26 protein-coding genes are annotated in these 25,777 nt (G+C 68.2%); 18 read left to right on the forward strand and 8 right to left on the reverse strand.

The genetic code is table 11. The features are described from left to right. Window positions 1–40: 40 nt before the first annotated feature. From phnG to phnN, 8 genes are read left to right on the forward strand one after another with little or no spacing between them, the layout of a single operon-like run. Window positions 41–511 (forward strand): phosphonate C-P lyase system protein PhnG, encoded by a 471-nt coding sequence (gene phnG / locus MWN34_RS06900; RefSeq protein WP_247027930.1) that lies wholly within the window; start codon window positions 41–43, stop codon window positions 509–511. Window positions 512–520: 9 nt separating this feature from the next. After that, window positions 521–1,162, forward strand: a complete 642-nt coding sequence (gene phnH, locus MWN34_RS06905; RefSeq protein ID WP_247027932.1) for a phosphonate C-P lyase system protein PhnH — start codon at window positions 521–523, stop codon at window positions 1,160–1,162. 2 nt (window positions 1,163–1,164) lie between these two features. Next, on the forward strand, window positions 1,165–2,247 hold the full coding sequence (locus MWN34_RS06910; protein ID WP_247027934.1) for a carbon-phosphorus lyase complex subunit: 1,083 nt from the start codon (window positions 1,165–1,167) through the stop codon (window positions 2,245–2,247). Window positions 2,248–2,252: 5 nt separating this feature from the next. After that, complete coding sequence (locus MWN34_RS06915; protein ID WP_425532071.1) at window positions 2,253–3,158, forward strand: alpha-D-ribose 1-methylphosphonate 5-phosphate C-P-lyase PhnJ; 906 nt, start codon at window positions 2,253–2,255, stop codon at window positions 3,156–3,158. After that, complete coding sequence (phnK, locus tag MWN34_RS06920) at window positions 3,155–3,940, forward strand: phosphonate C-P lyase system protein PhnK (protein WP_247027936.1); 786 nt, start codon at window positions 3,155–3,157, stop codon at window positions 3,938–3,940. Before MWN34_RS06915 ends, phnK begins: the two co-directional genes overlap by 4 nt. A 14-nt stretch (window positions 3,941–3,954) precedes the next feature. Continuing rightward, entirely contained in the window at window positions 3,955–4,653 is a 699-nt protein-coding gene (gene phnL, locus MWN34_RS06925; RefSeq protein ID WP_247027938.1) for a phosphonate C-P lyase system protein PhnL, read from the forward strand. Window positions 4,654–4,671: 18 nt separating this feature from the next. Continuing rightward, window positions 4,672–5,820, forward strand: coding sequence for an alpha-D-ribose 1-methylphosphonate 5-triphosphate diphosphatase (locus MWN34_RS06930; protein WP_247027940.1), 1,149 nt, complete (start codon window positions 4,672–4,674; stop codon window positions 5,818–5,820). A gap of 8 nt (window positions 5,821–5,828) precedes the next feature. Then, the gene (phnN, locus tag MWN34_RS06935) at window positions 5,829–6,437 is read left to right on the forward strand and encodes a phosphonate metabolism protein/1,5-bisphosphokinase (PRPP-forming) PhnN (protein WP_247027943.1); all 609 of its coding nucleotides are present in this window, start codon (window positions 5,829–5,831) and stop codon (window positions 6,435–6,437) included. A gap of 30 nt (window positions 6,438–6,467) precedes the next feature. On the opposite strand, the gene sciP is transcribed toward phnN, so the two are convergent. Beyond that, on the reverse strand, window positions 6,468–6,743 hold the full coding sequence (sciP, locus tag MWN34_RS06940; protein ID WP_213334562.1) for a CtrA inhibitor SciP: 276 nt from the start codon (window positions 6,741–6,743) through the stop codon (window positions 6,468–6,470). Window positions 6,744–7,081: 338 nt separating this feature from the next. Here sciP and mnmA point away from each other — a divergent pair, with 338 nt between their 5' ends. Further along, on the forward strand, window positions 7,082–8,269 hold the full coding sequence (gene mnmA / locus MWN34_RS06945) for a tRNA 2-thiouridine(34) synthase MnmA (protein ID WP_247027945.1): 1,188 nt from the start codon (window positions 7,082–7,084) through the stop codon (window positions 8,267–8,269). Between the two features lie 45 nt (window positions 8,270–8,314). Continuing rightward, complete coding sequence (locus MWN34_RS06950; protein ID WP_247027947.1) at window positions 8,315–9,001, forward strand: class I SAM-dependent methyltransferase; 687 nt, start codon at window positions 8,315–8,317, stop codon at window positions 8,999–9,001. A gap of 9 nt (window positions 9,002–9,010) precedes the next feature. Here MWN34_RS06950 and MWN34_RS06955 read toward each other — a convergent pair whose 3' ends face one another. After that, complete coding sequence (locus MWN34_RS06955; RefSeq protein ID WP_247027949.1) at window positions 9,011–9,979, reverse strand: glutathione S-transferase family protein; 969 nt, start codon at window positions 9,977–9,979, stop codon at window positions 9,011–9,013. Between the two features lie 353 nt (window positions 9,980–10,332). Between MWN34_RS06955 and MWN34_RS06960 the strand changes: the two genes are divergently transcribed. Continuing rightward, window positions 10,333–10,848: a GNAT family N-acetyltransferase gene (locus MWN34_RS06960; protein ID WP_247027950.1), complete on the forward strand. Its 516-nt coding sequence runs from the start codon at window positions 10,333–10,335 to the stop codon at window positions 10,846–10,848. 31 nt (window positions 10,849–10,879) lie between these two features. On the opposite strand, the gene MWN34_RS06965 is transcribed toward MWN34_RS06960, so the two are convergent. Genes MWN34_RS06965 through MWN34_RS06980 form a run of 4 tightly spaced genes read right to left on the reverse strand, consistent with a single transcriptional unit; the run spans window position 10,880 to window position 17,804 of the window. Beyond that, the gene (locus MWN34_RS06965; RefSeq protein ID WP_247027953.1) at window positions 10,880–12,946 is read right to left on the reverse strand and encodes a hypothetical protein; all 2,067 of its coding nucleotides are present in this window, start codon (window positions 12,944–12,946) and stop codon (window positions 10,880–10,882) included. 40 nt (window positions 12,947–12,986) lie between these two features. After that, complete coding sequence (locus MWN34_RS06970) at window positions 12,987–15,836, reverse strand: DUF4159 domain-containing protein (RefSeq protein ID WP_247027955.1); 2,850 nt, start codon at window positions 15,834–15,836, stop codon at window positions 12,987–12,989. Then, window positions 15,836–16,774: a DUF58 domain-containing protein gene (locus tag MWN34_RS06975; RefSeq protein ID WP_247027956.1), complete on the reverse strand. Its 939-nt coding sequence runs from the start codon at window positions 16,772–16,774 to the stop codon at window positions 15,836–15,838. Before MWN34_RS06975 ends, MWN34_RS06970 begins: the two co-directional genes overlap by 1 nt. Window positions 16,775–16,793: 19 nt before the next feature. Continuing rightward, a complete protein-coding gene (locus MWN34_RS06980) occupies window positions 16,794–17,804 on the reverse strand; it encodes an AAA family ATPase (RefSeq protein WP_247027958.1) in 1,011 nt (336 codons plus the stop codon). Between the two features lie 243 nt (window positions 17,805–18,047). On the opposite strand from MWN34_RS06980, the gene MWN34_RS06985 reads away from it, so the two are divergent. From MWN34_RS06985 to MWN34_RS07005, 5 genes are all read left to right on the forward strand, one after another. Further along, on the forward strand, window positions 18,048–18,584 hold the full coding sequence (locus MWN34_RS06985) for a DUF1285 domain-containing protein (RefSeq protein ID WP_247027960.1): 537 nt from the start codon (window positions 18,048–18,050) through the stop codon (window positions 18,582–18,584). Window positions 18,585–18,610: 26 nt separating this feature from the next. Then, window positions 18,611–19,285, forward strand: coding sequence for a CoA pyrophosphatase (locus tag MWN34_RS06990; protein ID WP_247027962.1), 675 nt, complete (start codon window positions 18,611–18,613; stop codon window positions 19,283–19,285). Beyond that, window positions 19,285–19,548 carry a DUF6111 family protein gene (locus MWN34_RS06995; protein ID WP_247027965.1) on the forward strand — a complete coding sequence of 88 codons (264 nt, stop codon included), beginning with the start codon at window positions 19,285–19,287 and terminating at the stop codon, window positions 19,546–19,548. The genes MWN34_RS06990 and MWN34_RS06995 overlap by 1 nt, the downstream gene beginning before the upstream one ends. After that, window positions 19,545–20,777 carry a CCA tRNA nucleotidyltransferase gene (locus MWN34_RS07000; RefSeq protein WP_247027967.1) on the forward strand — a complete coding sequence of 411 codons (1,233 nt, stop codon included), beginning with the start codon at window positions 19,545–19,547 and terminating at the stop codon, window positions 20,775–20,777. Before MWN34_RS06995 ends, MWN34_RS07000 begins: the two co-directional genes overlap by 4 nt. A gap of 105 nt (window positions 20,778–20,882) precedes the next feature. Next, a complete protein-coding gene (locus MWN34_RS07005) occupies window positions 20,883–21,308 on the forward strand; it encodes a VOC family protein (protein WP_247027968.1) in 426 nt (141 codons plus the stop codon). Window positions 21,309–21,333: 25 nt separating this feature from the next. On the opposite strand, the gene hemF is transcribed toward MWN34_RS07005, so the two are convergent. Further along, window positions 21,334–22,251 (reverse strand): oxygen-dependent coproporphyrinogen oxidase, encoded by a 918-nt coding sequence (gene hemF, locus MWN34_RS07010; RefSeq protein ID WP_247027970.1) that lies wholly within the window; start codon window positions 22,249–22,251, stop codon window positions 21,334–21,336. A 227-nt stretch (window positions 22,252–22,478) separates the two neighbouring features. On the opposite strand from hemF, the gene MWN34_RS07015 reads away from it, so the two are divergent. Then, complete coding sequence (locus MWN34_RS07015) at window positions 22,479–24,341, forward strand: ABC transporter ATP-binding protein (protein ID WP_247027972.1); 1,863 nt, start codon at window positions 22,479–22,481, stop codon at window positions 24,339–24,341. A 13-nt stretch (window positions 24,342–24,354) separates the two neighbouring features. Here the strand turns inward: MWN34_RS07015 and MWN34_RS07020 are convergent, their stop codons facing one another. Continuing rightward, on the reverse strand, window positions 24,355–24,837 hold the full coding sequence (locus tag MWN34_RS07020) for a tRNA (cytidine(34)-2'-O)-methyltransferase (protein WP_247027974.1): 483 nt from the start codon (window positions 24,835–24,837) through the stop codon (window positions 24,355–24,357). A 366-nt stretch (window positions 24,838–25,203) separates the two neighbouring features. On the opposite strand from MWN34_RS07020, the gene petA reads away from it, so the two are divergent. Beyond that, entirely contained in the window at window positions 25,204–25,764 is a 561-nt protein-coding gene (petA, locus tag MWN34_RS07025) for a ubiquinol-cytochrome c reductase iron-sulfur subunit (RefSeq protein WP_247027976.1), read from the forward strand. The last annotated feature ends 13 nt before the right edge of the window (window positions 25,765–25,777 follow it).

Here is a 25,777-nt window from a genome sequence, read left to right on the forward strand (position 1 = left end):
AGGCCGTCCAGCGGAGCCATCAAGGGACCAGAAGCCGCTCATGACCGTTGCATCTCCATCCGCCGCCCCGGAGCGCCAGAGCGCGCGACAGGCTCTCATGGCGGTGCTCGCCCGCGCCGGAAAAGGCGAGCTCGACGCCATTCTCGACCAGCTTGCGCCGATCCCCGCGGTGCAGGATCTGCGCGCGCCGGAGATTGGCCTCGTCATGCTCCGCGGGCGGATCGGCGGCGATGGCGCCGCCTTCAACCTTGGTGAGGCGACGGTGAGCCGTGCCGCGATCCGGCTGGAGGGTGGAGCGCCGGGTTTCTCCTATCGCCTCGGTCGCTCTCCCGCCTCGGCCCGTGTCGCGGCGGTCATCGATGCGCTGTGGCAGGACGAGGCGCGCCGCGCCGCGGTCGAGGCCGCTCTGGTGCCGCTGCGCGCGCGGCTGGCCGAAGGGGCCGCGACCGTGCGGGCCGAGACGGCCGCGACCAAGGTCGACTTCTTCACCCTCGTGCGCGGAGAGGATTGAGCGATGCACATGGTTTGCGCGATCACGCCGGTGCCCACCCTCCCGGCAGCCGTGCCGGGTCCCGGCTTTGCCGATCCCGTGTTCGGCGCTCAGGCCGTCTTTCGCGCCGTGATGAACGCGCTGGCGCGGCCGGGGCGTCCCGCCGCACTCGTCGCGGGCTTCACCCCGCCGGTTCCGCTGACGCCGGAAGCGGCTGCCGTGGTTCTGGCGCTGTGCGACCATGAGACGCCGATCTGGCTCGATGCTCCGCTCGCGGCAGTGCCCGAGGTTGCGGCCTTCCTGCGCTTTCACACCGGCGCACCGGTGGTGACCGACCCGGCGGCGGCACGCTTCGCGCTGATCGCCGACCCGATGGGGATGCCGGATCTCGCCGCTTTCCCCACCGGCACGCCGGACTATCCCGATGCCTCGGCGACGCTGGTGCTGCAAGTCTCCGGCCTTGCGGATGCCGGGACCGACGCGGTTTCGCTCCATCTGGAAGGCCCGGGCGTGAAGGGGGCCGAGCGCATCGCCGCCGGCCCGCTGCCGGCCGATCTGGCCCGGCGCCTCGCCGCCAATCGCAGGCTGTTTCCACGCGGGGTCGATCTCATTCTCGCGGCGCCCGGCGCGGTGGTCGGGCTGCCGCGTTCGACGCTGGTTCGGGAGGGCTGACCATGTATGTCGCAGCCAAGGGTGGCGAAAAGGCGATCCGCAACGCGCACAGGCTGCTGGCCAAGCGCCGGCGCGGCAATCGCAACCTGCCGGATATCGGCCTTGCCCAGATCGCCGAGCAACTGGCGCTGGCGGTCGACCGGGTGATGGCGGAAGGCTCGCTCTATGACGCCGAGCTTGCCGCGCTGGCGGTGAAGCAGGCGCGGGGCGATCTCATCGAGGCGATCTTCCTGATCCGCGCCTTCCGCACCACGCTGCCGCGCTTCGGCGCGAGCACGCCGGTCGACACCGGGGCCATGCTGGTTCGCCGGCGCGTCTCCGCCACCTTCAAGGACCTGCCGGGCGGCCAGCTTCTGGGTCCGACCTTCGACTACACCCACCGCCTGCTCGGTGCCGGTCTGGGCGAAGGCGGAGAGGCGGAGATGATGCCCGCTGAACCCGAGGCCATGCCGCGCGTCACCGACCTGCTCGGGGCGGACGGGCTCATCGAGCCGGCACCGGCGGAGGAGGGGGAGGAACCCTTCGACATCACCCGCGCGCCGGTCGCCTTCCCGGTGGACCGGGCGACGCGCCTTCAGATGCTGGCGCGGGGCGACGAGGGCTATCTGCTGGCGCTCGGCTACTCCACCCAGCGTGGTTTCGGGCGCACCCATCCCTTTGTCGGCGAAATTCGCTTCGGCGATGTCGAGGTTTCGTTCTTCGCCGAGGAACTCGGTTTCGAGGTCTCGCCCGGCACCGTGCAACTCACCGAATGCCAGATGGTGACGCAGTTCACCGGATCGGCCAGCACGCCGCCGCAGTTCACCCGGGGATATGGCCTCGTCTTCGGCCAATGCGAGCGCAAGGCGATGTCGATGGCACTCGTCGAGCGCGCCCTGCGCTGGGCGGAACTCGGCGAGGAGAAGGGCGCTCCGGCGCAGGACGAGGAATTCGTCCTCGCCCACAGCGACAACGTGCAGGCGACTGGCTTCGTCGAGCATCTGAAGCTGCCGCACTACGTCGATTTCCAGGCCGAACTCGACCTCGTGCGCCGGATGCGGGCGGAGCGCGAGGCCGCCGCAAGCCTGAAGGAGGCCGCGGAATGAACGCGATGGTGACGGGTTCCGAGGCGGAGATGCCGGAGATCGGCTACAACTTCGCCTATCTCGACGAGCAGACCAAGCGCATGATCCGCCGGGCGATCCTGAAGGCGATCGCCATTCCCGGCTATCAGGTGCCCTTCGCCGCCCGCGAGATGCCGATGCCCTATGGCTGGGGCACCGGCGGGGTGCAGGTGACGGCCGCCGTTCTGGGGCCAGACGACGTGCTCAAGGTCATCGACCAGGGCGCGGACGACACCACCAATGCGGTCGCCATCCGCGGCTTCTTCGAGAAGACGGCGCGTGTCGCCACCACCACCCGCACGGGGGAGGCGAGCGTCATCCAGACCCGCCATCGCATTCCCGAGCAGAAGCTCAGCGAGGACCAGATCCTGGTCTACCAGGTGCCGATCCCCGAGCCGCTGCGCTTTCTCGAGCCTCGCGAGACCGAGACCCGCGAGCTCCACGCGCTGGCTGAATACGGCCTGATGCATGTGAAGCTCTATGAGGACATCGCCCGGCACGGCCACATCGCCACCACCTACGCCTATCCGGTCGAGGTGGCGGGCCGCTATGTGATGGACCCGTCGCCAATCCCGAAATTCGACAATCCGAAGATGGACGATTGCCCGGCGCTGCAACTGTTCGGCGCCGGCCGCGAGAAGCGCATCTACGCCATCCCGCCCTATACGCGGGTCGTCTCGCTCGATTTCGAGGACCATCCCTTCGAGGTGCAGCACTTCGCCAAGCCCTGCGCCATGTGCGGTGCGCGCGGCGTCTATCTCGACGAGGTGATCCTCGACGACCGCGGCGGCCGGATGTTCGTCTGCTCCGACACCGATCACTGCGAGACGCGGCAGGCTGAGGGTCACCACGGCGAGATGTGGGGCGGCATGCTCGCGGAGGACGCACGATGACGACAACCAGCGAAAAGCCCCTCCTCGTCGCCGAAGGGCTCGGCAAGATGTACGGCACGCGGCTCGGCTGCCGCGACGTGTCCTTCAGCCTCTATCCCGGCGAGGTGCTGGCGGTGGTGGGTGAATCGGGGTCCGGCAAATCGACCCTGCTCGGCCTGCTCTCCACCGAACTCGCCGCGAGTTCGGGACGCGTGCTCTATCGCATGCGAGACGGCACGCTGACCGACCTCGCGACCCTCGGTCCGGCGGAGCGGCGGCTGCTGATGCGCACCGACTGGGGCCTCGTGCGGCAGAACCCGGCCGATGGACTGCGCATGGCGGTCTCGGCGGGCGGCAATGTCGGCGAGCGGCTGATGGCGGTCGGCTGGCGGCACTACGGGAATATCCGCGAGGAGGCGCTGGACTGGCTCGGCCGCGTCGAGATCGCGGCGGACCGGATCGACGACGACCCGCGCGCTTTTTCCGGCGGCATGCGCCAGCGCCTGCAGATCGCCCGCAACCTCGTGACGCGCCCGCGCCTCGTCTTCATGGACGAGCCGACCGGCGGGCTCGACGTCTCGGTGCAGGCGCGGCTGCTCGACCTCATCCGTTCGCTGGTGGCGGAACTGGGGCTCGCGGTCATCATCGTGACGCACGACCTCGCCGTGGCACGGCTGCTCTCCCATCGCACGCTGGTGATGCGGCAGGGGCGGGTGATCGAGACCGGGTTGACCGACCAGGTGCTCGACGATCCGCGCGAGCCCTATACGCAGTTGCTCGTCTCCTCGGTTCTGGCGGCGTGAAAGGCGGGATGAACATGACACCTCTTCTCTCGGCCTCCGGCCTTTCCAAGACCTTCGTGCTGCATCTGCGCGAAGGCGCACGGCTGCCGGTGGTGGCGCATGCGGCGTTCGAGGTGTTCGCCGGTGAATGCGTGGCGCTGGGCGGCCCGTCGGGCGCCGGAAAGAGCTCGCTGCTCAAGATGGTCTACGGCAATTACCGCACCGATGCCGGTGCGATCCGGGTGCGCGACGGCGCCGAGACGGTGGATGTCGCTACCGCCGAGCCGCGCCGGCTGCTGCGCCTGCGGGCAACGACCATCGGCTATGTCAGCCAGTTCCTGCGGGTGATTCCGCGTGTCGGTGCACGCGACGTCGTTGCCGAGCCGCTCGTCGTTGACGGGGCGGCACCGGACGAGGCGCGGGAACGGGCCGGTGCGCTGCTCGCCCGGCTCAATCTGCCGGAGCGGCTGTGGAGCCTGCCGCCCGCCACCTTTTCGGGCGGCGAGCAGCAGCGCGTGAACATCGCGCGCGGGCTCATCGCCCATCGTCCGCTGCTCCTGATGGACGAACCGACCGCCTCGCTCGACGCTGCAAATCGAGCGGTGGTGGTGGAGCTGATCGAAGAGAAGAAGCGCGCCGGCGTCGGCATTCTCGGCATCTTCCACGATGCCGAGGTGCGCGAGGCGGTGTGCGACCGGGTGATCGACGTCACCGCCTTCCAGGCGGCGGCCTGACGGTAAGGAACCAGGGATATGACCGAAACGGTGTTTGCCAATGCCAATCTCGTGCTGCCGGACCAGGTGGTGCGAGGGAACGTGGTGGTGCGCGAGGGACGGATCGCCGAGATCGGCGAAGGCACGGCGCCGGCCGGTGCCGTCGATCTGAAGGGCGACTATCTCATTCCCGGCCTCGTCGAGTTGCACACCGATCATGTCGAGACCCATCTGTTCCCGCGGCCGCGGGTGAAGTGGAACGCGCTTGCCGCGGTGCTGGCCTATGACGCGCAGATCGCCGCATCCGGCATCACCACCGTGTTCGATTCGCTCCGCGTCTGGCCCGACACCCGCGTCGTCGGCGTCGACGGCGATGCCGCCGAACTGGCCTCGACCATCAAGGGCGCCGGTCGCGAAGGGCTGCTGCGCGCCGAGCATCTGGTGCATCTGCGCTGCGAGGTGGCGGCGGACGGGGTGGTGGAGGATGCGCAGGCATTGATGGAGGCCGGTGATGTGCGCCTCATCTCGCTGATGGACCACACGCCGGGCCAGCGGCAGTTCCTCACCGAGGAGCATTTCCGCAGCTATTACATGAAGAAGAGCGGGATCACCGCCGCCGAGATGGACGTGATCGTGGCGGCGCGGCTGGACGCCCATATCCGCCACGCCCGGCCAAACCGGATGCGTCTCGTCGAGCTCGCCCATGAGCGCGACATCGTGCTGGCGAGCCACGACGATGCCACCGTGGCCCATGTCGCCGAGGCGCGCGAGGACGGCATCGCCATCGCCGAATTCCCGACCACGCTGGAGGCGGCGCGCGGCTCGCACGAGGTCGGCATCAAGGTGCTGATGGGGGCGCCCAATGTGGTGCGTGGCGGTTCCCATGCCGGCAACATCGCCGCCGGGATGCTCGCCGAGGCGGGGGTTCTGGATATCCTGTCGTCCGATTATGTGCCTGCCAGCCTGCTGATGGGTGCCTTCGCGCTGGCGCGGGAAACCGATGGCCGCGCGATGCTGCCGCTGCCGGAGGCGATCCGCCTCGTCACCGCCAACCCGGCCGAGGCGGTTGGCCTGACGGATCGCGGCCGGCTCGCCACTGGCCTGCGCGCCGATCTGGTGCAGGTCGCGATGGTGGGCGACGTGCCGGCCGTGCGCCGGGTGTGGCGTTCCGGCGAGCGGGTTTCGTGAGCGGACCGATGACGAAGTGTGAGGCGGTGGAAAGCGGGACACTCGACGAGGTCCGGTCCGAGGCGGAGATAAGGAACGGCACGCTCGTCTTCGTGGTCGGCCCCTCGGGCGCCGGCAAGGACACGCTGTTGAACCATGCGCGCGCGCATTTCGCGCGGCGGCCGGCCGGCCGATCCGTGGTTTTCGCGCGGCGCCTCATCACCCGGCCCGCCGACGCGACCGAGGACCATTGCGAGATCGGGCCCGATGCCTTCGAGGCGGGCGTCTCGGGAGATCGCTTCGCCCTGTCTTGGCGCGCCAACGGGCTCGGCTATGCCCTGGGCCCGGAATGTCGGGAATGGCTGGCGGCGGGCCGGGTGGTCGCCGCCAATGGTTCGCGCGCCGCCGTGACGCAGGCGGTGGCGCGCTTTGCCGACGTGCGTGTGGTGCTGGTGACCGCGCCGGCCGAGGTGCTGGCGATGCGCCTTGCCTCGCGCGGGCGGGAAACGGCCGGCGATGTCCTGGCTCGCCTGAAGAGGGCGCCCAGCCTCGATGTGGCTCCGGCATTGACCATCATGAACGACGGCGAGATCGCAGCGGCCGGCGAGACGCTGATAGGCTATCTGTCGACGCTGTAAGCGCCGGTGCGGCGTCGTTCATCCGGCCGATCATTGCCGATATTGCTGGATCCGCGTCGTGCGCAGGCCGGCGAGGCCGTGGCGGTCGATCGAGGCCTGCCAGGACAGGAATTCCTCGGTGGTCAATGTATAGCGCCGGCAGGCCTCTTCGAGGCTCAGAAGACCGCCGCGCACGGCTGCGACCACCTCGGCCTTGCGCCGGATCACCCAGCGCTTGGTCTCCGGCGGAGGCAGGTCGGCAATGGTCAGCGGACTTCCATCCGGCCCGATCACATATTTGACCCTCGGGCGATAGGGTTCGGTCATGGTACGCTCACTCGGGATACCCAATGGAGGTAACCCTACACATCGAGCATGAAGATTTCCCTAAGCGAATCACGGTGTTGCGCGTGGTTTCTCTGTTAAGATCCGAGAAACTTTTCGCAGCGACACCACTACCGGGAAACCATCGATGCCCGAGCCTTCCGCTGGCTCGCCCGTGCCTGTCGCGGGCGAGAGCTGCGGCAGCAATGGATGTGCGGATGCTTGCGTCCCGTACGAGGGGTGCCTAAAACCGGCCATTGCACCTATATTGGCTTTTCGACCCCGCCCTGCGGCACCACGCCGTCTCCAGCCTGCGCGCTGCGCAACGTGATGACCCGCCGATGATCCGTCTCGACGACAGCGACCGTGACCCGTGCCAGACCCGTGTGGTCGTGGCCATGTCGGGCGGCGTCGATTCCTCTGTGGTCGCGGCGCTCTATGCCAAGGCAGGCTATGAGGTGATCGGGGTCACCCTGCAGCTCTACGATCATGGCGAGGCGATGCATCATCGTCCCGGCGCCTGCTGCGCGGGGCAGGACATCTACGACGCCCGCACCGTGTGCGAGCGGCTGGGCATCCCTCATTACGTGTTGGATTACGAGAGCCGCTTCCGCCACGAGGTGATCGAGCGCTTCGCGGACAGCTATGCCTCGGGCGAGACACCCATTCCGTGCGTCGAGTGCAACCGCACCATCAAGTTCCGCGATCTGCTGGAGACGGCGCGCGATCTGGGGGCCGATCTGTTCGCGACCGGCCACTACGTCACCAGCCGGGCGCTGCCGGGCGGCGGGCGTGGGCTGTTCCGTCCCGAGGACGAGAACCGCGACCAGAGCTATTTCCTCTATGCCACCACGCCCGAGCAGATCGAGATGCTGCGCTTTCCGCTTGGCGAGACCACCAAGCCGGAGGTGCGTGCGCTGGCCGAGCAGTTCGGTCTGAAGGTGGCCGACAAGCCGGACAGTCAGGATATCTGCTTCGTACCCACGGGACGCTATACTGACATTGTCGAAAGGCTGCGTCCCGAGGCCGCCGAGCCGGGGGAGATCGTGCATCTCGACGGGCGGGTGCTGGGCCAGCATTCCGGGGTGATGCGCTACACGATCGGGCAGCGGAAGGGGCTGGGCATTGCCGCCTCGGAGCCGCTCTATGTGGTGGGCATCGACGCGCGCCAGCGCCGCGTGGTGGTGGGCCCGCGCACGGCGCTCGGCATCACCGTGGTGCGGGTCGACGCGATCAACTGGCTGGGCGACGAGCCGCTTGCCGAGGCGACCGAGGCCGGACGCGAGATCTTCGTGAAGGTGCGCTCCACCCGCGCGCCGGTTGCCGGCCATCTGGCGTGGGAACCGGACGGAGCGATCGCGGTTCATCTTCTTGCCGCTGAGGAAGGCGTCGCTCCGGGGCAGGCCTGCGTTTTCTACGCGGATGGCGGGGCGCATGCGCGCCTGCTTGGGGGCGGGGTCATCCGTCGCGGAAAAGGCGCCTTCACGCCGCTGACACGGGACAGCACAATGATGGCGTCCGTTCCGTAGATTCGCTCGTGCCAGCGTGCCAAGGGCCGCGTTCCAGGGGGAAAGATGTCGACCGATCTCGACCGCAGCACCGTCGAAGAGGCCTATGCGCGCTGGGCGCCCATCTATGATGTCGTTTTCGGCGCGGTGTTCGAGCCGGGCCGCAGAATGGCGATGGCCCAGGCGGAGAAGATCGGCGGCCGCATCCTCGAATTCGGCGTGGGCACCGGCATCGCCCTACCGCATTACCGCCGCACCAATCGGGTCGTCGGCGTCGATATCTCCGAACCCATGCTGCAGAAGGCGCGCGAGCGGGTGGAGAAGGAAAGGCTCGATCATGTCGAAGGCCTTTGCCTCATGGATGGCGCGCAGATGGGGTTTGCCGACGCCTCCTTCGACATCGCCATCGCGCAGTTCGTGATCACCGTGGTGCCGCAGCCCGAGGAGACGCTGGACGAACTCGCGCGCGTGCTGCGGCCGGGCGGCGAGATCATCCTGGTGAACCATCTCGGTGCCGAGGACGGGGTGCGCGCCTCTTTCGAGCGCTGGTTCGCCCGCCGGGCCCGAAAGCTCGGCTGGCGCCCCGAATTCCAGCTCGCCCGCCTGCGGGACTGGGCCCTGAAGAACGGCACGGTCGAGATGGTGACCCCGCGCAATGTGGCGCTGGGCATGTACACCATGGTGCGCTTCCGCAAACTGGACGTGACCTGCGCGGCGGGCGGCTCCGTCGAACGCGTTGCTCTGGCCGGCTGAGGCGCGTTCCTAGATCCATCCCAGTTGCGGACCCACCGGCACGATGCCGGTTGGGTTGATGGTCTTGTGGCTCTCGTAATAGTGCCGCTTGATGTGGGTGATGTTCACCGTCTCGCGCACGCCCGGAACGTCCAGCAAGCGGCGGAAATAAGCGTAGAGGTTCGGATAATCCGCGATGCGGCGGATGTTGCACTTGAAATGTCCGACATAGACCGGGTCGAACCGCACCAGCGTGGTGAACAACCGCCAGTCCGCCTCCGTCAATCGGTTGCCGACGAGGGTGGAGGCGCCGCCAAGCAGGGCGTCGAGCTGGTCCAGTTTGGCGAAGAGCGCGGTGACGGCGGTTTCATAGGCCGCCTGCCGGGTCGCGAAGCCGGCCTTGTAGACGCCATTGTTCACCGCGTCGTACACGCCCGCATTCATCGCGTCGATGTCCGGGAGCAGGTCTGCGGGACAATAGTCCTCCTTCGCGTCGGTGAAGGCGTCGAAGGCGCTGTTGAACATGCGGATGATCTCCGCCGATTCATTGCTCACGATGGTGCGGCGTGAGCGATCCCACAGCACCGGGACGGTGACACGACCGGAATAATGCGGGTCGGCCTCCAGATACACCTCGTAGAGCCGCTGCTTGCCGAGCACCTCGTCGCGCGTCGCGCCGGGCGAGAGGCCGCCCGCGCCGTCATGAAACACCCAGCCTTCCTCGCCCATATGCGGATCGACGATGGAGACGGAGATCACGTCCTCCAGCTTCTTGAGCTTGCGGAAGATGAGGGTGCGGTGCGCCCATGGGCAGGCCAGCGAGACATAGAGGTGATAGCGCCCAGTCTCGGCCGGGAAACCGCCTTCGCCGGAGGGGCCGGGGCTGCCATCGGCTGTCACCCAGTTGCGGAAGCGGGTGACGGTGCGCTCGAACCGCCCCCCGGTCTTGCTGGTGTCGTACCATTGATCCGACCATTTGCCGTCGACCAGAAGACCCATCGTCCTGCTCCTTCGCTGTGATGCCGGACCATAACGCGGCAGGTGGCGGTGCGATGCCCCCGATCATGTGCGGCGGCGAAGGATCGGTCTTGCAGGACTGCAGGAAGGCGCCGTGGGGTGCCGACGAACTCTCGACGGCGGCGATGGCCTGTGCTATCCGGCCGGACCTTCGAGGAACCGATCGGTCATGAGCTTCCGGCGCTGCCAGCGACGACGAGACGAACGAGCCCGCGTTTTCGCGCGCGCCGTGCCGTTCGCCCGCGCCTGAGCTTCGCCCCTCGAAGCGTCGCGGCCGGGCGCGTCCTGCCGGCATCCGGAGAGATGCCGTTGCCCGACCTGCTCCCGAGTGTTCCATGACCGACCTGTCCATCACCCTCCTGCCCGAAAGCCCTGCGAACGACGCCGCCATCGAACGGCTGGTCGATCGCACCTTCGGACCCGGCCGCTTCGCCCGGACCGCCTACCGGCTGAGGGAGAACAACCCGCACCGGCGCGACCTCTCCTTCACCGCCTTCATCGGCACCATGCTGGTGGGTTCGGTGCGGCTGACGCCCATCCTGATCGGCACCGAACCGGCGCTGCTGCTCGGCCCACTCACGGTGGAGCCGCCCTTCCGTTCCCACGGCATTGGCCGGCGGCTGGTCGAGCGCTCGCTGGAAGCGGCGAAGGCGGCCGGTGCGAGCCTCGTGCTGCTGGTGGGCGACGAACCCTATTACGGCCGGATGGGCTTCCGCCATGTCGGTCGCGGCAAGGTTACGCTGCCGGGCCCGGTCGATCCCCGGCGGGTGTTACTGTGCACGCTGGACGGTCGCGATCCGGCCAGCGTCGAAGGCATGGTCGCACCCACCCGTGCGGTCGAAGCTGCCTGAGCCGCATAGCCGGATCTGGCCGGGGTGGGCCTCACCGCCCCTCGCGTGCCCACGCCGCTGCAATGCCCGCCATCAGGATGAGCAGGCCCGACAGTCCGGCGAAGAGGGGAAACAGGCCAAGCCCGCGCACGACCGAAACGTCGCGCATCGCAAGCCCCATCCAGTCCTCGCCGGCATAGCGATCGCCGGAACGCACCGCGACCACGCGCGGCACGCCGCCGGTCATGTCCGCCATCCGCCAGACCCCGCCATGGGTGGCGGCTGCGATGGGTGACAGCGTTTCCGCGGTGCTGGTGACCTCGGCGAACTCCTTGGGGTTCAGCGGGCCGACATTGACCAGCGCCGAGAGCTTGCCGTCGGTCGCGCGCCACAGCCCGAGTCCATCGGCGGGAAAGGAGGCGCGGAAGATGCCGGGGCCGTCCGGCTGGAGCGTCATCGTCCGGATCTGGCCAGTCGGCGTGGTGACGGTGACGGGCGCGACGCTGTCGCCCATGGTCTGGCGCTCGATCACGAGGTCGGGCCCGCGTGCCACCAGCGTGAGGCGTTCTTCCTCCAGCTCCGGCTCCTTCATCAGCCAGTGCGAGAGCCGGCGGAGCAGGTCGATATAGGGCCCTCCGCCCTCATAGCCGCGCGCCCAGAGCCAGAAATGATCGGAGAGCAGCAGCGCGACCCGACCCTGCTCGACCTGGTTCAGCAGCAGCACCGGGCGGTTGCCGGGCCCGTCCAGCACGCTGGTTCCCTTGGCATTCACGGTGTCGACCACGCGAAAGAACGGGCTCCAGCGCGGCGGGTTCTGGTCCGAGCCCGGAAGGTCGCGCGTGACCGGATGGCGGCGGCCGGCATCGGTGAGATGGGCGCGATAGGGCTCTTCCGTCATGTGGCCCGTCGGCTCGGCGGGCAAGATGGATTCCAGCGGGGTCTGATAGATCGAACCGTCCGAGATGTAATCCGTGCCAGCCGCGACCAGAACGGCGCCGCCCTCGCGAACATAGCGCACGATGTTGTCGAAATAGATCATCGGCAGCACGCCCTGCTGAGCGTAACGGTCGAAGATGATGAGATCGAAATCCTTGATCTTCTGCTGGAACAGCTCGCGCGTCGGGAAGGCGATCAGCGAGAGTTCGTTGATCGGGGTGCCGTCCTGCTTTTCCGGCGGACGCAGGATGGTGAAGTGCACAAGGTCGACATTGGCGTCGGATTTCAGGAGGTTGCGCCAGGTTCGCTCGCCGACATGGGGCTCGCCCGAAACCAGCAGCACGCGCAGCTTGTCGCGCACGCCGTCGATGGACAGTGCGGCGCGGTTGTTCACCGGCGTCAGCTCCCCCTCGAGCCCGGCCGCCTCGATCTCCACGATGTTGCTGCCGGCATGGGTGATCGGTATCTGCACCTCGGCCGGCTGGCCGGCGGTGACGGTCGCCTGCGCCACCACCTCGCCGTCGCGCCGTACCGTAACGGGAACCTGCGCCTGCGCCGGCGCGCCCTCGTCCACCACCTTGTAGCCGACCGTCTGGCTCTGCCCGACAATGCCGAAGCGCGGCGTCGATGTCAGGGCGACGCGCCGGTCGCGCTCGCCGGCATGACCGGAGATGATGGCGTGCACCGGCGCCTTGAAGCCGAGCGCGGCAGCGGTGGCGGGAATGTCGTGCACCCGCCCGTCGGTCAGAAAGATCGCACCCGCCACACGCTCGGGCGGCACGTCCGCGAGACCGGCATTCAGTGCGGTGAAGAGGCGGGTGCCGTCGACATCGCCCGCACCGCTGCCGGCCTCGATCCAGCGCACCTCGGCGCCGGGCAGGCGGGCAAGGCGTTCCTTCAGCTCGGCGCGTGCCGCCTCTGTCATGGCGGTCCGGTCGCCGAAATCCTGGCTCGCGCTCTTGTCCACGACTACGGCGACCACGGTGGACAGCGGCTCGCGCTCCTCGCGGGTGAGCGAGGGATTGGCGAGTGCCAGCACTGCGAGCAACAGGGCCAGTCCGCGCAGCAGCGCGCCTCGGCTGCGGCCGAGCAGGAGCAGGGCGGTGAGCACGAGCGCGACCGCAACGGCGGCTGCCAGCCAGGGCAGGGGGATCAGCGGATCGAAGCCGAGTCCGAGATTCATCGTCCGCCTTTCTCAGGTCGGCACGAGATGGGCAGGTTCCTCATTGGCCGAGCCTTTCCAGCAGGGCCGGCACGTGAACCTGATCGGCCTTGTAGTTTCCAGTAAGCACATACATCACGAAATTGACCCCAGCCCGAAAGGCAAGCTCGCGCTGGCGGGGTTCTTCCTCCGACACCGGAAGGGAAGGCTGGCCGTCCTCATTCACCGCCCAAGCCCCCGCAAGGTCGTTGGAGGTGATGATGATGGGCGAGACGCCGTCGCCCGCGCGGACCGGGCGTTCTTCGCCTTCCTCCTGCGCCGGGAGGGCCTCGACGAAGGTCTGGCCGCTGGCGAAGCGACCGGGAAAGTCGCGCAACAGATAGAACGCCTTGGTCAGCACATGGTCGCGGGGCACCGGTTCCAGCTCGGGGATGTCGAGGCCGGCAAGGATGGCGCGTAGCGCGTCATTGGCGGGCGAACCGGCGCCGTTGGAGCCGGGCAGCACCGTCTCGGCGTCGCGGGTGTCGAACAGGATGGTGCCGCCCTGCTTCATGAAGGCGTCGATCTTCGCCAGCGCGGCAGGGCTTGGCTTGGCCGCATTGGGCAGCACGGGCCAGTAGAGCAGGGGGAAGAAGGAAAGCTCATCCTTCGCCGGATCGACGCCCATCGGCTCGCCGGCTTCCAGCGCCGTGCGCTCGCCAAGAAAGTCGGTCAGCCCCTTGAGTCCGGAGCGGCTGATCGCATCGGTTTCGGCATCGCCGGTGACGACATAGGCGAGCCGCGTGGCACTGGTGGCCTTCATCGCGAAGTCGAGCTGTTCCGGCGTCTGCTGCGCGGCAGGAGCAGTGTTGCCGGGAGAACCGGCGGTCTGAGCGCTCGCCTCGGGCGCGGGTGGCGCCAGCATGCTGATGGCGAGCGCGAGGAGCAAAGAGGCAGCATGGACCCGACGCGGTCGCAGACGTGCGAGTCCGCCGCCGATCAGGAACACGATCAGCGCATCGAGCACCAACAGGGCGAAGAGCGCGATCAGCACCGGTGCCCGCAGGTCGCGTGGCGCGACGTCGCGGTAGGCTTCCACCCGTCCCAGTCCGGCGAGGTCGAGCGGCCGCAGCCGGTCGGCGGGGAGGAGTGCATTCACCGCGACGAGGCCGTCGGAGGGACCGTAGAAGCCGGGTGGATGATCGGCGCTCGCCCGGCCCTTGAAGCCGGCGGGCAGGGCTTTTGCGGTCGGCGGCACGGACGAGAAGGCGCCGAACCCGTCCAGTACCCGGTTCGGCGCAATGGTCTCGCCAATGGGTGTTCCGCCGCCCTCGGCGGCCTCCGCCGCGCTGCTGCCGCCCAGTGCCACGACCCGGCGCAGCATCTCGACGAAGCTGCCGGAGAGCGGCAGATCCGACCATGTGGTGTCGGCGGTCACGTGGAACAGCACCAGCATCCCCTTGCCCCGCGGCTCGCCGGTGACGAGCGGAGTGCCGTCGGTGAGCGCGGCCCAGGTGCGGGAGGCGAGCAGCCCGTCCGGCTCGGCGAGCACCTGACGCTGCACGGTCACGTCATTCGGCACCGCGATGTCGCGGAATGGACCATCGGCCGAAAAGCTTCCCAGCTTCTGCGGTTGCTCCCACGAGAGCGAACCGCCCAGCGTGCGTCCGCCGCGGCGCAACGTCACCGGCACGAGGCGATCGTCGCTGTTGGCTAGCCGCGGTCCGGCGAAGCGGACGAGAACGCCGCCGCCCTCGATCCAGCGCTGCAGGCGCTGCTCGGCCTCGGGCGGGATGGTGCCAATGTCGGACAGCACGATGACCGGCAGCTTGGCGTCGATGAATCCGCCGATGGCTTCGGCCGAACCGTGGCCCTCGGAGGTCCGCACATCGGCAAAGGGGCCGAGTGCTCGGGACAGATAATAGGAGGGCGCGAGCAAGGGCTGGCGCTGGTCCGCATTCACGCCGGAGACAAGGCCGACGGTGCGGCGGCGCCAGCGCTCGTCAAGAAGCTGCACGGCTCCGGCGGACTCCTCGCCGGCAATCTCGATGCGCGCGACCTCGTTGCGGATCTCGACCGGCATGTCGAACCGGGCCTGTGTCTCCAGTGCCCCCGGCTCGAAGTTGAACGGGGCTTCGCCGAGTGCGAGACCGCGCATGTCCAGCGCGCGGACCGTGCCGGAACGGGCGGTCTGTTCGCGGTCGGTACGCAGGACCGCGACGCTCAGCGCGTCGATCGCGTTCTCGGCGCCGGCAAGCGCCAGCGGCTCTGCAAGACCACCAGCCATGGTAACCAGCGGACGCGGGCCGACGATCCGCTTGAGTTCGCCCATCGCCGCATCATCGCCATCGAGGGTGGTGGCATCGGAGAGATAGACCACCGAGGCGTCGGGCGCATTGGCCAGTGCCTTCTCCAGATTGGCGAAGGCGGCGGCGCGGTCCGGAACGTAGGGAACGGGGGCGAGGGTGCGCAGCCGGTCGCGCGCCTGATTGGCGCGCAGCACCTGAGGATCAACCGCCGTCGTTCCGGTCGGGACGAGCACGATCCCACGATTGGCGAGGTCGGCGTCGGCCACGATCCCCTCGGCAGCGGCGCGGCGTCTCTCCCAGGTCGAGGCCGCCGGCCAGCCGCTGTCGATGAGCAGCACGACCGGCCCGGTGGCCGGCGGACCCGCGGCGGGCGGATTCCAGATGGGACCAGCGGCGGCGAAGATCACCAGTGCCGCCAGCACCAGCCGCAGCAAGGTGAGCCACCACGGCATGCGGGCGGGCGTCTCCTCCTTTGGCGGCAGGTCGAGGAGAAGGCGGGTCGGGGCGAAGGAGATGCGGCGCGGGCGCGGTGGGACGAGCCGCAGCAGGTACCACAGCAGCGGCAGGCCGATGAGTGCAGTCAGGATGATCGGGGTGGTAAAGGCGAGCGGAAGACCCAGCATCAGGCAGGTTCCCTCTCGCTCGGCGCGTCATCGGGCGCCCGCACCGCCGGTTGTGGCGCTCCGCCGCTCATGCGGGCATGGAGCGCGAGCAGCAGCTCGGTGGCGGGGCGGTCGGTGCGGTGGATGAGGAAGGTCCAGTTGTGACGCTCGGCCTCCCGCCGGATCGCGGTGCGGTGCAGGTCGACGCGGGCGACATAGTCCTCGCGCAACGTTTCCGCGCGCCCGATGGTGAGGCGGGTGCCGCTTTCCGGCTCCCGGAATTCGACGCGGCCGGTATAGGGGAAGGTTTCTTCCACCGGATCGCAGACCTGCACCACATGGCCGTGAGCGCCGGAGGCGGAGAGCGAGACGAGGCTCGCCACCACCTCCGGCGTCGGGCTCCACAGGTCGCCCAGCACCACCACTTCGGCGAGCGGGGACGGCGAGAAGGACGGGGGCAGGCTGTCGGGCAGGCTTGCCGCGTGAACGAGAGATTCGGCCATCTTCTCCACGATGTTGCGGCTCGCGGATGGGCGCATCACGCCGGGAATGCCGACGCGCTCGCCGCCGCGCACCAGGAGGTCGGCCAGGGCGAAGGCGACCACCAGCGCCCGGTCGCGCTTCGTTTCCCGCGCCAGCGGCGAGGCGAACACCATGGAGGGCGACAGATCCGGCCAGATCCAGACGGTGTGGGCTGCCTCCCATTCCCGCTCGCGGACATAGAGATGATCGTCGCGGGCGGAGCGGCGCCAGTCGACGCGGTTGGAGGGCTCGCCATCCACGAAGCGGCGGTATTGCCAGAAATTCTCGCCGGCACCGGCGCGGCGGCGGCCATGCACGCCGTGATAGACGGTGGCCGCGATCCGGCGCGCCTCCAGTACCAGCCGGGGCATGGCGGCGACCAGGCTGGCGGCACTCTGGGCCGCGCTCTGGACGGCGGTGTCGGCGTCGCGCTCCAATCTCCGCTCCCGACCCGGCTCAGCCGATCTTGCCGACGAGGCGGGCGATGAGGCCCGACACCGTCTCGCCATCGGCGCGCGCCGCGAAGGTCAGGGCCATGCGGTGCTTCAGCACGGGCTCGGCCAATGCTGCGACATCGTCCAGCGACGGCGCATAGCGGCCGTCCAGCAGCGCCCGGGCGCGCACCGCCAGCATGAGCGACTGCGAGGCGCGCGGTCCCGGCCCCCAGGCGATGAAGCGGCCGAGTTCGCCGGCTTCCGGGCCGGGACGGGCCGAGCGCACGAGGGTAAGGATCGCCTCCACCACCGATTCGCCGACCGGCAGCCGCCGGACCAGCCGCTGGGCGCTCGCGAGGTCTTCCGCGGTCATCACCGCGCGGGGTTTTGTTTCCTCTGCGCTGGTGGTGTCGAACAGGATGCGGCGCTCGGCATCGCGGTCGGGATAGTCGACGTCGATCTCCATGAGGAAGCGGTCGAGCTGGGCTTCCGGCAGGGGATAGGTGCCTTCCTGCTCCAGCGGGTTCTGGGTTGCCAGAACGTGGAAGGGCTTCGGCAGGTCGTGCCGCTGGCCGGCCACGGTGACATGACCTTCCTGCATCGACTGCAGCAGGGCGGACTGGGTGCGCGGCGAGGCGCGGTTGATCTCGTCCGCCATCAGCAACTGGGCGAAGACCGGGCCGGGTATGAAGCGGAAGGAGCGGCGTCCGCCCGCGCTTTCCTCCAGCACCTCGGCGCCGAGAATGTCGGATGGCATCAGGTCCGGGGTGAACTGCACCCGGCGAGCATCAAGGCCGAGCACCGTGCCGAGAGTCTCCACCAGCTTGGTCTTGGCGAGGCCCGGCACGCCGACCAGCAGCCCGTGTCCGCCCGACAGGATGGTGATGAGCGCACGCTCCACCACCTTCTCCTGCCCGAAGATCACCGTGCCGATGCCGGCGCGCGCGGCACGGACATTGGCGGCCGTGGTTTCCGCATTGCGGATGATCATGGCGTCGAGAGACTCGAAGGTTTCGCCGGTCGCCGTCGTCATGTCCGCTCCTTGAGCCCGTCCAAACCGATGCCGGGATGCTGCATCGCAGATGCCTGTCCCGGCTGCCATGCAGCCTGCGTGCCGCCGGCCTCTGGAAGGGACCTGCGGATGTGCGTGGCTGCCAGCTTACGCTATCTTGGCCTCGCGTCACCCATGGGGCAGGGCATCACGACTGCGCGATGATCTGCTCTTCCCAAGAAAAGTTTAATGGATACAGCAGCTTCAACCCGTTTCGACCAGCTTATGAGTGCCGTGCGCGCGTCAACGACGCGCGGGGCGGCGCCGGTAGAACGCTGGAATCCACCCGATTGTGGCGAAATCGACATCGCCATCGACGGCGAGGGGCGCTGGTCCTATCGCAGCTCGCCGATCGAGCGTGTCGGTCTCGTCAAGCTGTTCGCCTCGGTGCTGAGGAAGGACGGGGAGCGTTATGTGCTGGTGACGCCGGTGGAGAAGCTGGGCATCCGGGTGGAGGACGTACCGTTTCTCGCCGTGGACATGGCGAGCGAGACGACCGGGCAGGGCGAGCAGCTCGTCTTCCGCACCAGCCTCGACGATCTCGTGCGCTGCGATGGCGAGCATCCGCTGCGTTTTGCGGTGGATGCGGGCAATGGGGGGCTGAAGCCCTATATCAGGGTGCGCGGGGAGCTGTGGGCCCGGCTCTCGCGCTCCGTGACGCTTGAACTCGTCGAGCACGCGGAGGAGCGAATCGTCGACGGCGTGGCGAGGATCGGCGTCGCGTCCGCCGGTTCGTTCTTCCCCATCGACCCCGCCGCCTGAAGCCGTCTCCCGAAGTCGAACTCGAAATGACCGCATCCCTGCCGCCGGCCGAACCGTCCACCATCCTCGCCGCCGAGGGCTCTCTGCCGCTCGCCGATTTCGTCGAACGAGCGCGGCGGCGGTTGTTTCATGCCGCTCCAGTGACGGGAGAGGCGGCGCGGGGCGACCATGATCTCACGCCGCAGTTTCGCGGGATGGTCGATCCGTCGCGGATGCGCGACGCGGCGGTGCTGGTCCCCGTGATGGCCCGGCCCGAGCCGACCGTGCTTCTCACACTGCGCTCCGCCCATCTGTCCAGCCATGCCGGGCAGATCGCCTTTCCCGGCGGCAAGATCGAGCCCTTCGACGAGGGGCCTGCCGGTGCGGCGCTGCGCGAAGCGCAGGAGGAGGTCGGCCTCGATCCCGCTCGCGTGACCCCGCTCGGCTATCTCGACGCCTATCTGACGCGCACCGCTTTCCGCATCGTACCGGTGGTGGCGCTTGTCGATGCCGCTGCCGAGCTGACGATCAACCGGGATGAGGTGGACGAAGCCTTCGAGGTGCCGCTCGGTTTCCTGATGGCGCCCGGGAACCACCAGCGCCATTCCCGTCAGAGCGATGGCCTGACGCGGATGTTCCACGCGATGGCCTATGAAGATCGCTTCATCTGGGGCGTGACGGCGGGCATCCTGCGCAACCTCTATGAGAGGATCTACGGCTGATGCTGCGGATCGCGATCACCGAGATCCTGCTGTTCGTCGCGCCGTTCGTGGCGTTCGGCCTCTATCTGCGCTTCGGCCGCGGCATCGACCGGATGCTTGCCGGGTGGTCGACCCGTGCCTTCGCGGTGTGCACCCTTGTCGCGTTGCTGCTGGTCGCGCTCAGCCTTTATCTGCTGGAGTGGGAGAACCGCGGTCCGACACAGGGGCGCTACGTACCACCCACATGGCAGAATGGCGTTCTCGTGCCGGGGCATATCGAATGAATCCGTTGATCGCGGCCCATCCCGATCTTGATCGCGTCTTTGCCGTGCTCAACGGGGAGGGGGAAGAGGTGCGCATCGTCGGCGGCGCCGTGCGCGACGTTCTGCTCGGCCTCGGCACGCGGTTCGACATCGACCTCGCCACCACGGCGCTGCCGCAGGAGGTGGTACGGCGGGGAGAGGCGGCGGGGCTGAAGGTGGTGCCGACAGGGATCGAGCACGGCACGGTCACGCTCGTCTCCGGGGGCATACCCTATGAGGTGACGACGCTGCGCGAGGATGTCGAGACCGACGGTCGCCATGCGCGCGTGGTGTTCGGGCGCGACTGGTCACAGGATGCGGCACGGCGCGATTTCACGATGAATGCGCTGTACATGGATCGCGATGGGGCGGTGCTGGACCTCTTCGGGGGTGAGGCCGATGCCAGGGCCGGGCGGGTGCGCTTCATCGGCGATCCGCTGGCGCGGATCCGGGAGGACTATCTGCGCATCCTGCGCCTGTTCCGTTTCCACGCCTCCTATGGGCGCGGCCCGATCGATGCGGCGGCGCTGGCGGCGTCCATCGAGGGCCACGACGGTCTCGCCCAACTGTCGCGCGAGCGGGTGCGCGCCGAACTGATGAAGCTCCTCGTGGCACCGCGCGGCGCCGAAACGCTCGCCGAGATGGAGCGGGCCGGATTGCTGCTGCCGGTGTTGGGCAGTGCGGCGGGCATGCCCGATGTGGCGGCGGTCGAGCGGCTGGCGGCGATCGAGCGGCATCTCCGCCTTGATGCGGATTCGGTGCGCCGCCTTGGTGCCCTGCTGGCCTCGGCGCCGGAGGATGTCGAGCGGTTGCGCGAGGGGCTGCGCCTGTCCAATGCCGAGGCGAAGCGGCTGGAGGCGATCGCCGATCCGCGCCTCGCCCTCGATCCCTCGACCACGGATCTCGAGCGTTGCGCCGCGCTCTATCACATGGGCGCGGAGCCTTATCGCGACCGGGTTCTGGTGGACTTCGCCCGCTCCGGCGCGGCGTCGGACGACATCGACTGGAACGATCTTGCCCGCCTGCCGGAGCTGTGGACGGCGCCGAAATTCCCGCTGAACGGCGGAGCCTTCCTCGCGCGCGGCATCCCGCCCGGCCCTGAGGTCGGCGTAACGCTGCGGCGCGCCGAGGCCTTGTGGATCGAGCGCGGCTTTCCGGAAGATCCGCTCGCCCTCGTCTCCATCACCCGCGATGCGATGGGCAAGGGCTGAGCGCCTCGTCGGTTTTTTGCGGCGGGTTGTCGGAGGCGGGACATCACCCGCGTCCTTGTTTCGGACAGCGGAGCGGCGCTGTGTGAGTCAGTACAGGGGATAGACATGCCGGATATCATGCCGACCAAGGTCAACCAGATTTTCGTCAACCTTCCCGTTCGGGATCTTCCGGCCTCGATGGCGTTCTTCCGGGCGTTGGGCTTCGACTTCAACCCGCAATTCACCGACGCCAACGCGGCCTGCCTCGTGCTGGGCGAGAATTTCTACGCGATGCTGCTGGTGGAGGATTTCTTCAGCGGCTTTAGCAAGCTGCCGGTGCCGGACAATGCGGCGGGCAAGGAGGTGCTGGTCGCGCTCTCGGTGGATAGCCGGGCGGTGGTGGAGGATCTCGTGGCGCGGGCGATCGCCGCCGGCGGCACCGCGCCGCGCCCCGCGCAGGATCACGGCTTCATGTACGGCCACGGCTTCGAGGATATGGACGGCCATGTGTGGGAATTCTTCCACATGAGCGTCATGCCGGACCAGCGATAGGCCGGCAGGACGATCCGCAGCCCGGTCAGGGCCACTTTACCAGTGGCGGCATGGAAGAGAGGATCGATTCCACATTGCCGCCGGTCTTCAGGCCGAACACCGTGCCGCGGTCGTAAAGCAGGTTGAACTCGACATAGCGGCCGCGACGGACGAGCTGTTCCTCGCGGTCCGCCTCGGTCCATGGGGTCGCGTAGTTCTGGCGCACCAGATGTGGGTAGATGTCGAGAAAGGCGAGGCCGACATCGCGGGTGAAGGCGAAATCGGCCGCCCAGTCGCCGGAGTCGAGCCAGTCATAGAAGATGCCGCCGATGCCGCGCGGCTCCTTGCGGTGCGGTAGCCAGAAATATTCGTCGCACCATTCCTTGTAGCGGCCGTAATCGGCCACTTCATGCGGCATGCAGGCATTGCGCATGGCGGCGTGGAAGGCGAGCGAATCCGGGTCTTCCTGCGTGCGGCGGCGATCAAGCACCGGGGTGAGGTCGGCCCCGCCGCCGAACCACGCCTTCGACGTGACGACGAAGCGGGTGTTCATGTGCACGGCGGGCACGTTGGGATTGGTGAGGTGCGCGATGAGCGAGATGCCGGTGGCGTGGAAGCGCGGGTCTTCCTCGGCGCCGGGAATCTGTTTGCGGAACTCGGGGGCGAACTCGCCATGCACGGTGGAGCAATGCACGCCGACCTTCTCGAACAGCCGCCCGCGCATGACCGACATCACCCCGCCGCCGCCGGCCGCTCCGCTGTGGTCGGTGCGCTGCCAGGGCGTGCGGACGAAATGGCCGGCCTCGCCCGGATAGAGCTCCTCCGGCGCCTCCCGCTCCAGCGTCTCGAAGGCGGCGCAGATGCGGTCGCGCAGTTCCTCGAACCAGCCGCGGGCAAGTGCCTTTCGTTCGGTGAGCGTCTCGGGCATGCGTCCATCCGGGATCGGGGTGGCGATGTTCAGCATCGGGCTCTCCTTTCGGCGCCGGCTCGCGGTGCCGACGATCTGAACCCGCTTCGCCTGCGGCGCCTTGATCCGGCGCAATCGCGCCGTCGCGTGCCGTCAGGCAGGAACCGCATTAAGCGGCCTGAGCGGGAGGGGCAAGACGGAATGCCTGCGGCAGCACGCCCCGGCGGTCGCCGGCAAGGTGCGGACACCATACTGGCGCCGCAAGGTGCAGCTAGGGCAGCTTGATGTTCACCCGCCTGTTCTCCGCCTTCGAATCGGTCATCGACCCGTTCCGGTCCGCTCCCACCGCGCGGCCGCCCGTCGGGCTGCTCGCCTTCTACTGGCATTTCGTACGGCAGGCGGGGTGGGTGTTTGTGGCGGCGCTCGGCGCGGCGTTGCTGGTCGCGATCATCGAAGTGTCGCTGTTCCGCTATGTCGGCCGGATCGTCGATCTGGTGCAGGGCTCGACACCGCAGAGCATCTTCGCCGACCATTCCGGCCTGCTGCTCTGGATGGCCTTCGTCGTCGTGGTGGCGCGCCCGCTCGCCAATGGGCTGCACGATCTGCTGATCCGGCAGTCCATCACCGGGAATGTCGGGCCGCTGATCCGCTGGCAGTCCTATCGCTGGGTTGTGCGCCAGAGCGTCGGCTTCTTCAGCAACGACTTCGCCGGGCGCATTGCCGCGCGAGTGCTGCAGGCGGGCCCGGCGATTCGCGGCTCGGTGGTCGATGTCATCGACGCGCTCTGGTACGCAGGCATCTATGCCGGCAGCGCGGTCGTGCTGTTCGCCGAGGCGGACTGGCGGCTCGCCGTGCCGATGGCGGCGTGGATCGCCTCCTACATCGTTGCGCTGCGGTTCTTCATTCCGCGCATCCGGGCGCTTTCCCTGAGCACGTCGGAGAGTAATTCCGCCCTCACCGGCCGCATCGTCGACAGCTACACCAACATCCTCACCGTGAAGCTGTTCGCCCATGCGGACCGGGAGGACCGCTATGTGCGCGACGCACTGGCCCGCAATGTCGACGACAACCGCAACCAGCAGCGCCAGATCACGCGCATGGCGTTTGCCATCAGCGTGCTGAACAGCGTCATGCTGGGCTCCGTGGGTGGGCTTGGCGTGTGGCTGTGGTCGATCGGCGCGATCAATCTCGGCGCCATCGCTCTTTCAACCGGGCTTGCCATCCGCATCACCAACATGTCCGGCTGGATCATGTGGGTGGTGACCGGCGTGTTCGAGAATGTCGGCACGGTTCAGGAGGCGATCCTTTCGATTTCCGCCCCCCATGAGGTGACGGACCGGCCGGATGCGCGTGCGCTGGCTGTGACGAAGGGCGAGATCCGGTTCGAGAACCTCGCCTTCCACTATGGCAGGGGCTCCGGCGTGATCGAAGGCTTGAACCTCACCCTGACGCCGGGCGAGCGCGTGGGTCTTGTTGGTCATTCCGGCGCCGGCAAGTCGACGCTGATGAGCCTGCTGTTGCGCTTCTATGATCCCGAGGGCGGCCGCATCCTGATCGACGGGCAGGACATCGCGGCGGTCTCGCAGGAGAGCCTGCGGGGGCAGATCGGCGTGGTGACGCAGGACACCTCCCTGCTGCACCGCTCGGTGCGCGACAACATCGCCTATGGCCGTCCCGACGCCGGTGAGGATGCGATTCGCGCGGCGGTATGCCGGGCCCATGCGGAGGATTTCGTCGATACTCTGGTCGATCCGCAAGGGCGCAGCGGGCTCGACGCCCATGTCGGCGAGCGGGGCGTGAAACTTTCGGGCGGCCAGAGGCAGCGCATAGCCATTGCCCGCGTGCTGCTGAAAGACGCGCCGATCCTCGTGCTCGACGAGGCGACCTCGGCGCTTGATTCGGAGATCGAGGCGGCGATTCAGGCCAATCTCGACGAACTGATGGACGGCAAGACCGTCATCGCCATCGCCCATCGGCTTTCCACCATCGCCCGCATGGACCGGCTGGTGGTGATGGAGCAGGGGCGGATCGTCGAAACCGGCAGCCATGCCGAACTGATCGCGCGGGGTGGAGTCTATGCCCGGCTGTGGCAGCGCCAGTCCGGCGGTTTTCTGGAGGCGGACGAGGACGCAGCGGCGGCGGAGTGACGGCACAACTCCCTCAACCGCCGGTCTGACGGAGCGCTTCGCCAAGGATCATGGCGCCGGCGAGGGCGACATTGAGCGAGCGGGCGCCCGGCATCATCGGAATGACGATCCGCGCATCCGCCGTCGAGTGCACGTCATCGGGGACGCCGGCGCTTTCGCGGCCGAGCATCAGGATGTCGCCCGGACGAAAGGCGTAGGCAGTGTAGGGGATGGCCCCGCCTGTGCTGCACAGCACAAGGCAGCGCCGCTCGGCTCTTCGCCAATCCTCGAACGCGGTGAAGGATGCGTGGCGATGGATCGCGGCGCGATCCAGATAATCCATTCCCGCCCGTCTGAAGCCGGCGTCGCCGACCGGAAATCCAGCAGGTTCAATAATATGCAGGCAAACATCCAGGCATGCCGCGGCGCGTGCGAGGGTGCCGGCATTCTGCGCGATGTCCGGCTGGTAGAGCGCGAGGGCGGGGCGAAGCCCGGCAGGAGCGGAGCGTTCCGGCATCGATCTTCCTTAAAGACATTAATGCACTGCACAATAAAATGCGACGCTTCTGCTTTTGCTTGTGAAGTCAAGTTTCCGGTTTTGCTAGAGGGCAGGACTCACTGACGCAGCGGCCTTGTCTGGACAAGGTGGGGATAGGGTGCAATTAGAGGCAATTGAAGGTACGCGGCGCGACAGAGGGCGTCGCGGTTCCGGCCTCGCAACGCGCGAGGCCCCGAAGGCGCCCGACGACAGGCTACGGGCGCGCGTCGGATCCCGGCAACGGGAGAGACGTCCGGCTACGGCGGGTCCTGTTTCCGCCGGAAGTGGGTCCGGGGATTGCGCGGAGCGGGCAGGCGCGCGCAGTCGAGGGAAAGGGACCCGAACGTGGCATCAACCGAGACGGCGCAGACGACGCGCCGCGACTTTCTCTACATCGCGACGGGCGCGATGGGTGCGGTCGGCGCGGCGGCACTCGTCTGGCCTTTCATCTCGCAGCTGCAGCCGGACGCATCGGTGCTGGCGCTCTCTTCGACCGAGGTCGATCTCTCCCAGATTCAGGAAGGCCAGATCGTCACGGTGAAGTGGCGCGGCAAGCCTGTCTTCGTGTGGAACCGCACCGCCGACGATGTCGCCAAGGCCAGGGATGTTCCGGTCGGCCAGCTCATCGACCCGATCGCGCGCAACGCCAACTTGCCCGCCGATGCCCCCGCGACGGACGAGAACCGCGCCGCCAAGGACAGGGAGAAGTGGCTGGTCGTCATCGGCATCTGCACCCATCTCGGCTGCGTGCCGATCGGCCATGCCGGTGAATATGACGGGTGGTTCTGCCCCTGCCACGGCTCGGAATACGACGCCGCGGGCCGAGTCCGCCGCGGGCCGGCGCCGGAGAACCTCGCCATTCCGCCCTACGCATTCGTGTCCGACACGAAGATCTCCATCGGCTGACGGCCTCAAGGGA

It is taken from the genome of Ancylobacter crimeensis, assembly GCF_023016805.1.
Lineage (GTDB): Bacteria > Pseudomonadota > Alphaproteobacteria > Rhizobiales > Xanthobacteraceae > Ancylobacter > Ancylobacter crimeensis.

What these genes read in the sequence shown, in the direction of transcription:
- mnmA (WP_247027945.1), top strand. Translation starts at nt 7,082, where the DNA reads ATGATCCGTCTCGACGACAGCGACCGTGACCCGTGCCAGACCCGTGTG.
- MWN34_RS06965 (WP_247027953.1), bottom strand. Translation starts at nt 12,946, where the DNA reads ATGAATCTCGGACTCGGCTTCGATCCGCTGATCCCCCTGCCCTGGCTG.
- sciP (WP_213334562.1), bottom strand. Translation starts at nt 6,743, where the DNA reads ATGACCGAACCCTATCGCCCGAGGGTCAAATATGTGATCGGGCCGGAT.
- MWN34_RS06955 (WP_247027949.1), bottom strand. Translation starts at nt 9,979, where the DNA reads ATGGGTCTTCTGGTCGACGGCAAATGGTCGGATCAATGGTACGACACC.
- phnL (WP_247027938.1), top strand. Translation starts at nt 3,955, where the DNA reads ATGACACCTCTTCTCTCGGCCTCCGGCCTTTCCAAGACCTTCGTGCTG.
- phnG (WP_247027930.1), top strand. Translation starts at nt 41, where the DNA reads ATGACCGTTGCATCTCCATCCGCCGCCCCGGAGCGCCAGAGCGCGCGA.
- MWN34_RS06915 (WP_425532071.1), top strand. Translation starts at nt 2,253, where the DNA reads ATGGTGACGGGTTCCGAGGCGGAGATGCCGGAGATCGGCTACAACTTC.
- MWN34_RS07020 (WP_247027974.1), bottom strand. Translation starts at nt 24,837, where the DNA reads ATGCCGGAACGCTCCGCTCCTGCCGGGCTTCGCCCCGCCCTCGCGCTC.
- MWN34_RS07000 (WP_247027967.1), top strand. Translation starts at nt 19,545, where the DNA reads ATGAATCCGTTGATCGCGGCCCATCCCGATCTTGATCGCGTCTTTGCC.
- MWN34_RS06995 (WP_247027965.1), top strand. Translation starts at nt 19,285, where the DNA reads ATGCTGCGGATCGCGATCACCGAGATCCTGCTGTTCGTCGCGCCGTTC.
- MWN34_RS06990 (WP_247027962.1), top strand. Translation starts at nt 18,611, where the DNA reads ATGACCGCATCCCTGCCGCCGGCCGAACCGTCCACCATCCTCGCCGCC.
- MWN34_RS06980 (WP_247027958.1), bottom strand. Translation starts at nt 17,804, where the DNA reads ATGACGACGGCGACCGGCGAAACCTTCGAGTCTCTCGACGCCATGATC.
- phnN (WP_247027943.1), top strand. Translation starts at nt 5,829, where the DNA reads ATGACGAAGTGTGAGGCGGTGGAAAGCGGGACACTCGACGAGGTCCGG.
- MWN34_RS06960 (WP_247027950.1), top strand. Translation starts at nt 10,333, where the DNA reads ATGACCGACCTGTCCATCACCCTCCTGCCCGAAAGCCCTGCGAACGAC.
- phnH (WP_247027932.1), top strand. Translation starts at nt 521, where the DNA reads ATGGTTTGCGCGATCACGCCGGTGCCCACCCTCCCGGCAGCCGTGCCG.
- MWN34_RS06930 (WP_247027940.1), top strand. Translation starts at nt 4,672, where the DNA reads ATGACCGAAACGGTGTTTGCCAATGCCAATCTCGTGCTGCCGGACCAG.
- MWN34_RS06970 (WP_247027955.1), bottom strand. Translation starts at nt 15,836, where the DNA reads ATGCTGGGTCTTCCGCTCGCCTTTACCACCCCGATCATCCTGACTGCA.
- MWN34_RS06985 (WP_247027960.1), top strand. Translation starts at nt 18,048, where the DNA reads ATGAGTGCCGTGCGCGCGTCAACGACGCGCGGGGCGGCGCCGGTAGAA.
- MWN34_RS06950 (WP_247027947.1), top strand. Translation starts at nt 8,315, where the DNA reads ATGTCGACCGATCTCGACCGCAGCACCGTCGAAGAGGCCTATGCGCGC.
- MWN34_RS07005 (WP_247027968.1), top strand. Translation starts at nt 20,883, where the DNA reads ATGCCGGATATCATGCCGACCAAGGTCAACCAGATTTTCGTCAACCTT.
- MWN34_RS06910 (WP_247027934.1), top strand. Translation starts at nt 1,165, where the DNA reads ATGTATGTCGCAGCCAAGGGTGGCGAAAAGGCGATCCGCAACGCGCAC.
- hemF (WP_247027970.1), bottom strand. Translation starts at nt 22,251, where the DNA reads ATGCTGAACATCGCCACCCCGATCCCGGATGGACGCATGCCCGAGACG.
- MWN34_RS07015 (WP_247027972.1), top strand. Translation starts at nt 22,479, where the DNA reads ATGTTCACCCGCCTGTTCTCCGCCTTCGAATCGGTCATCGACCCGTTC.
- phnK (WP_247027936.1), top strand. Translation starts at nt 3,155, where the DNA reads ATGACGACAACCAGCGAAAAGCCCCTCCTCGTCGCCGAAGGGCTCGGC.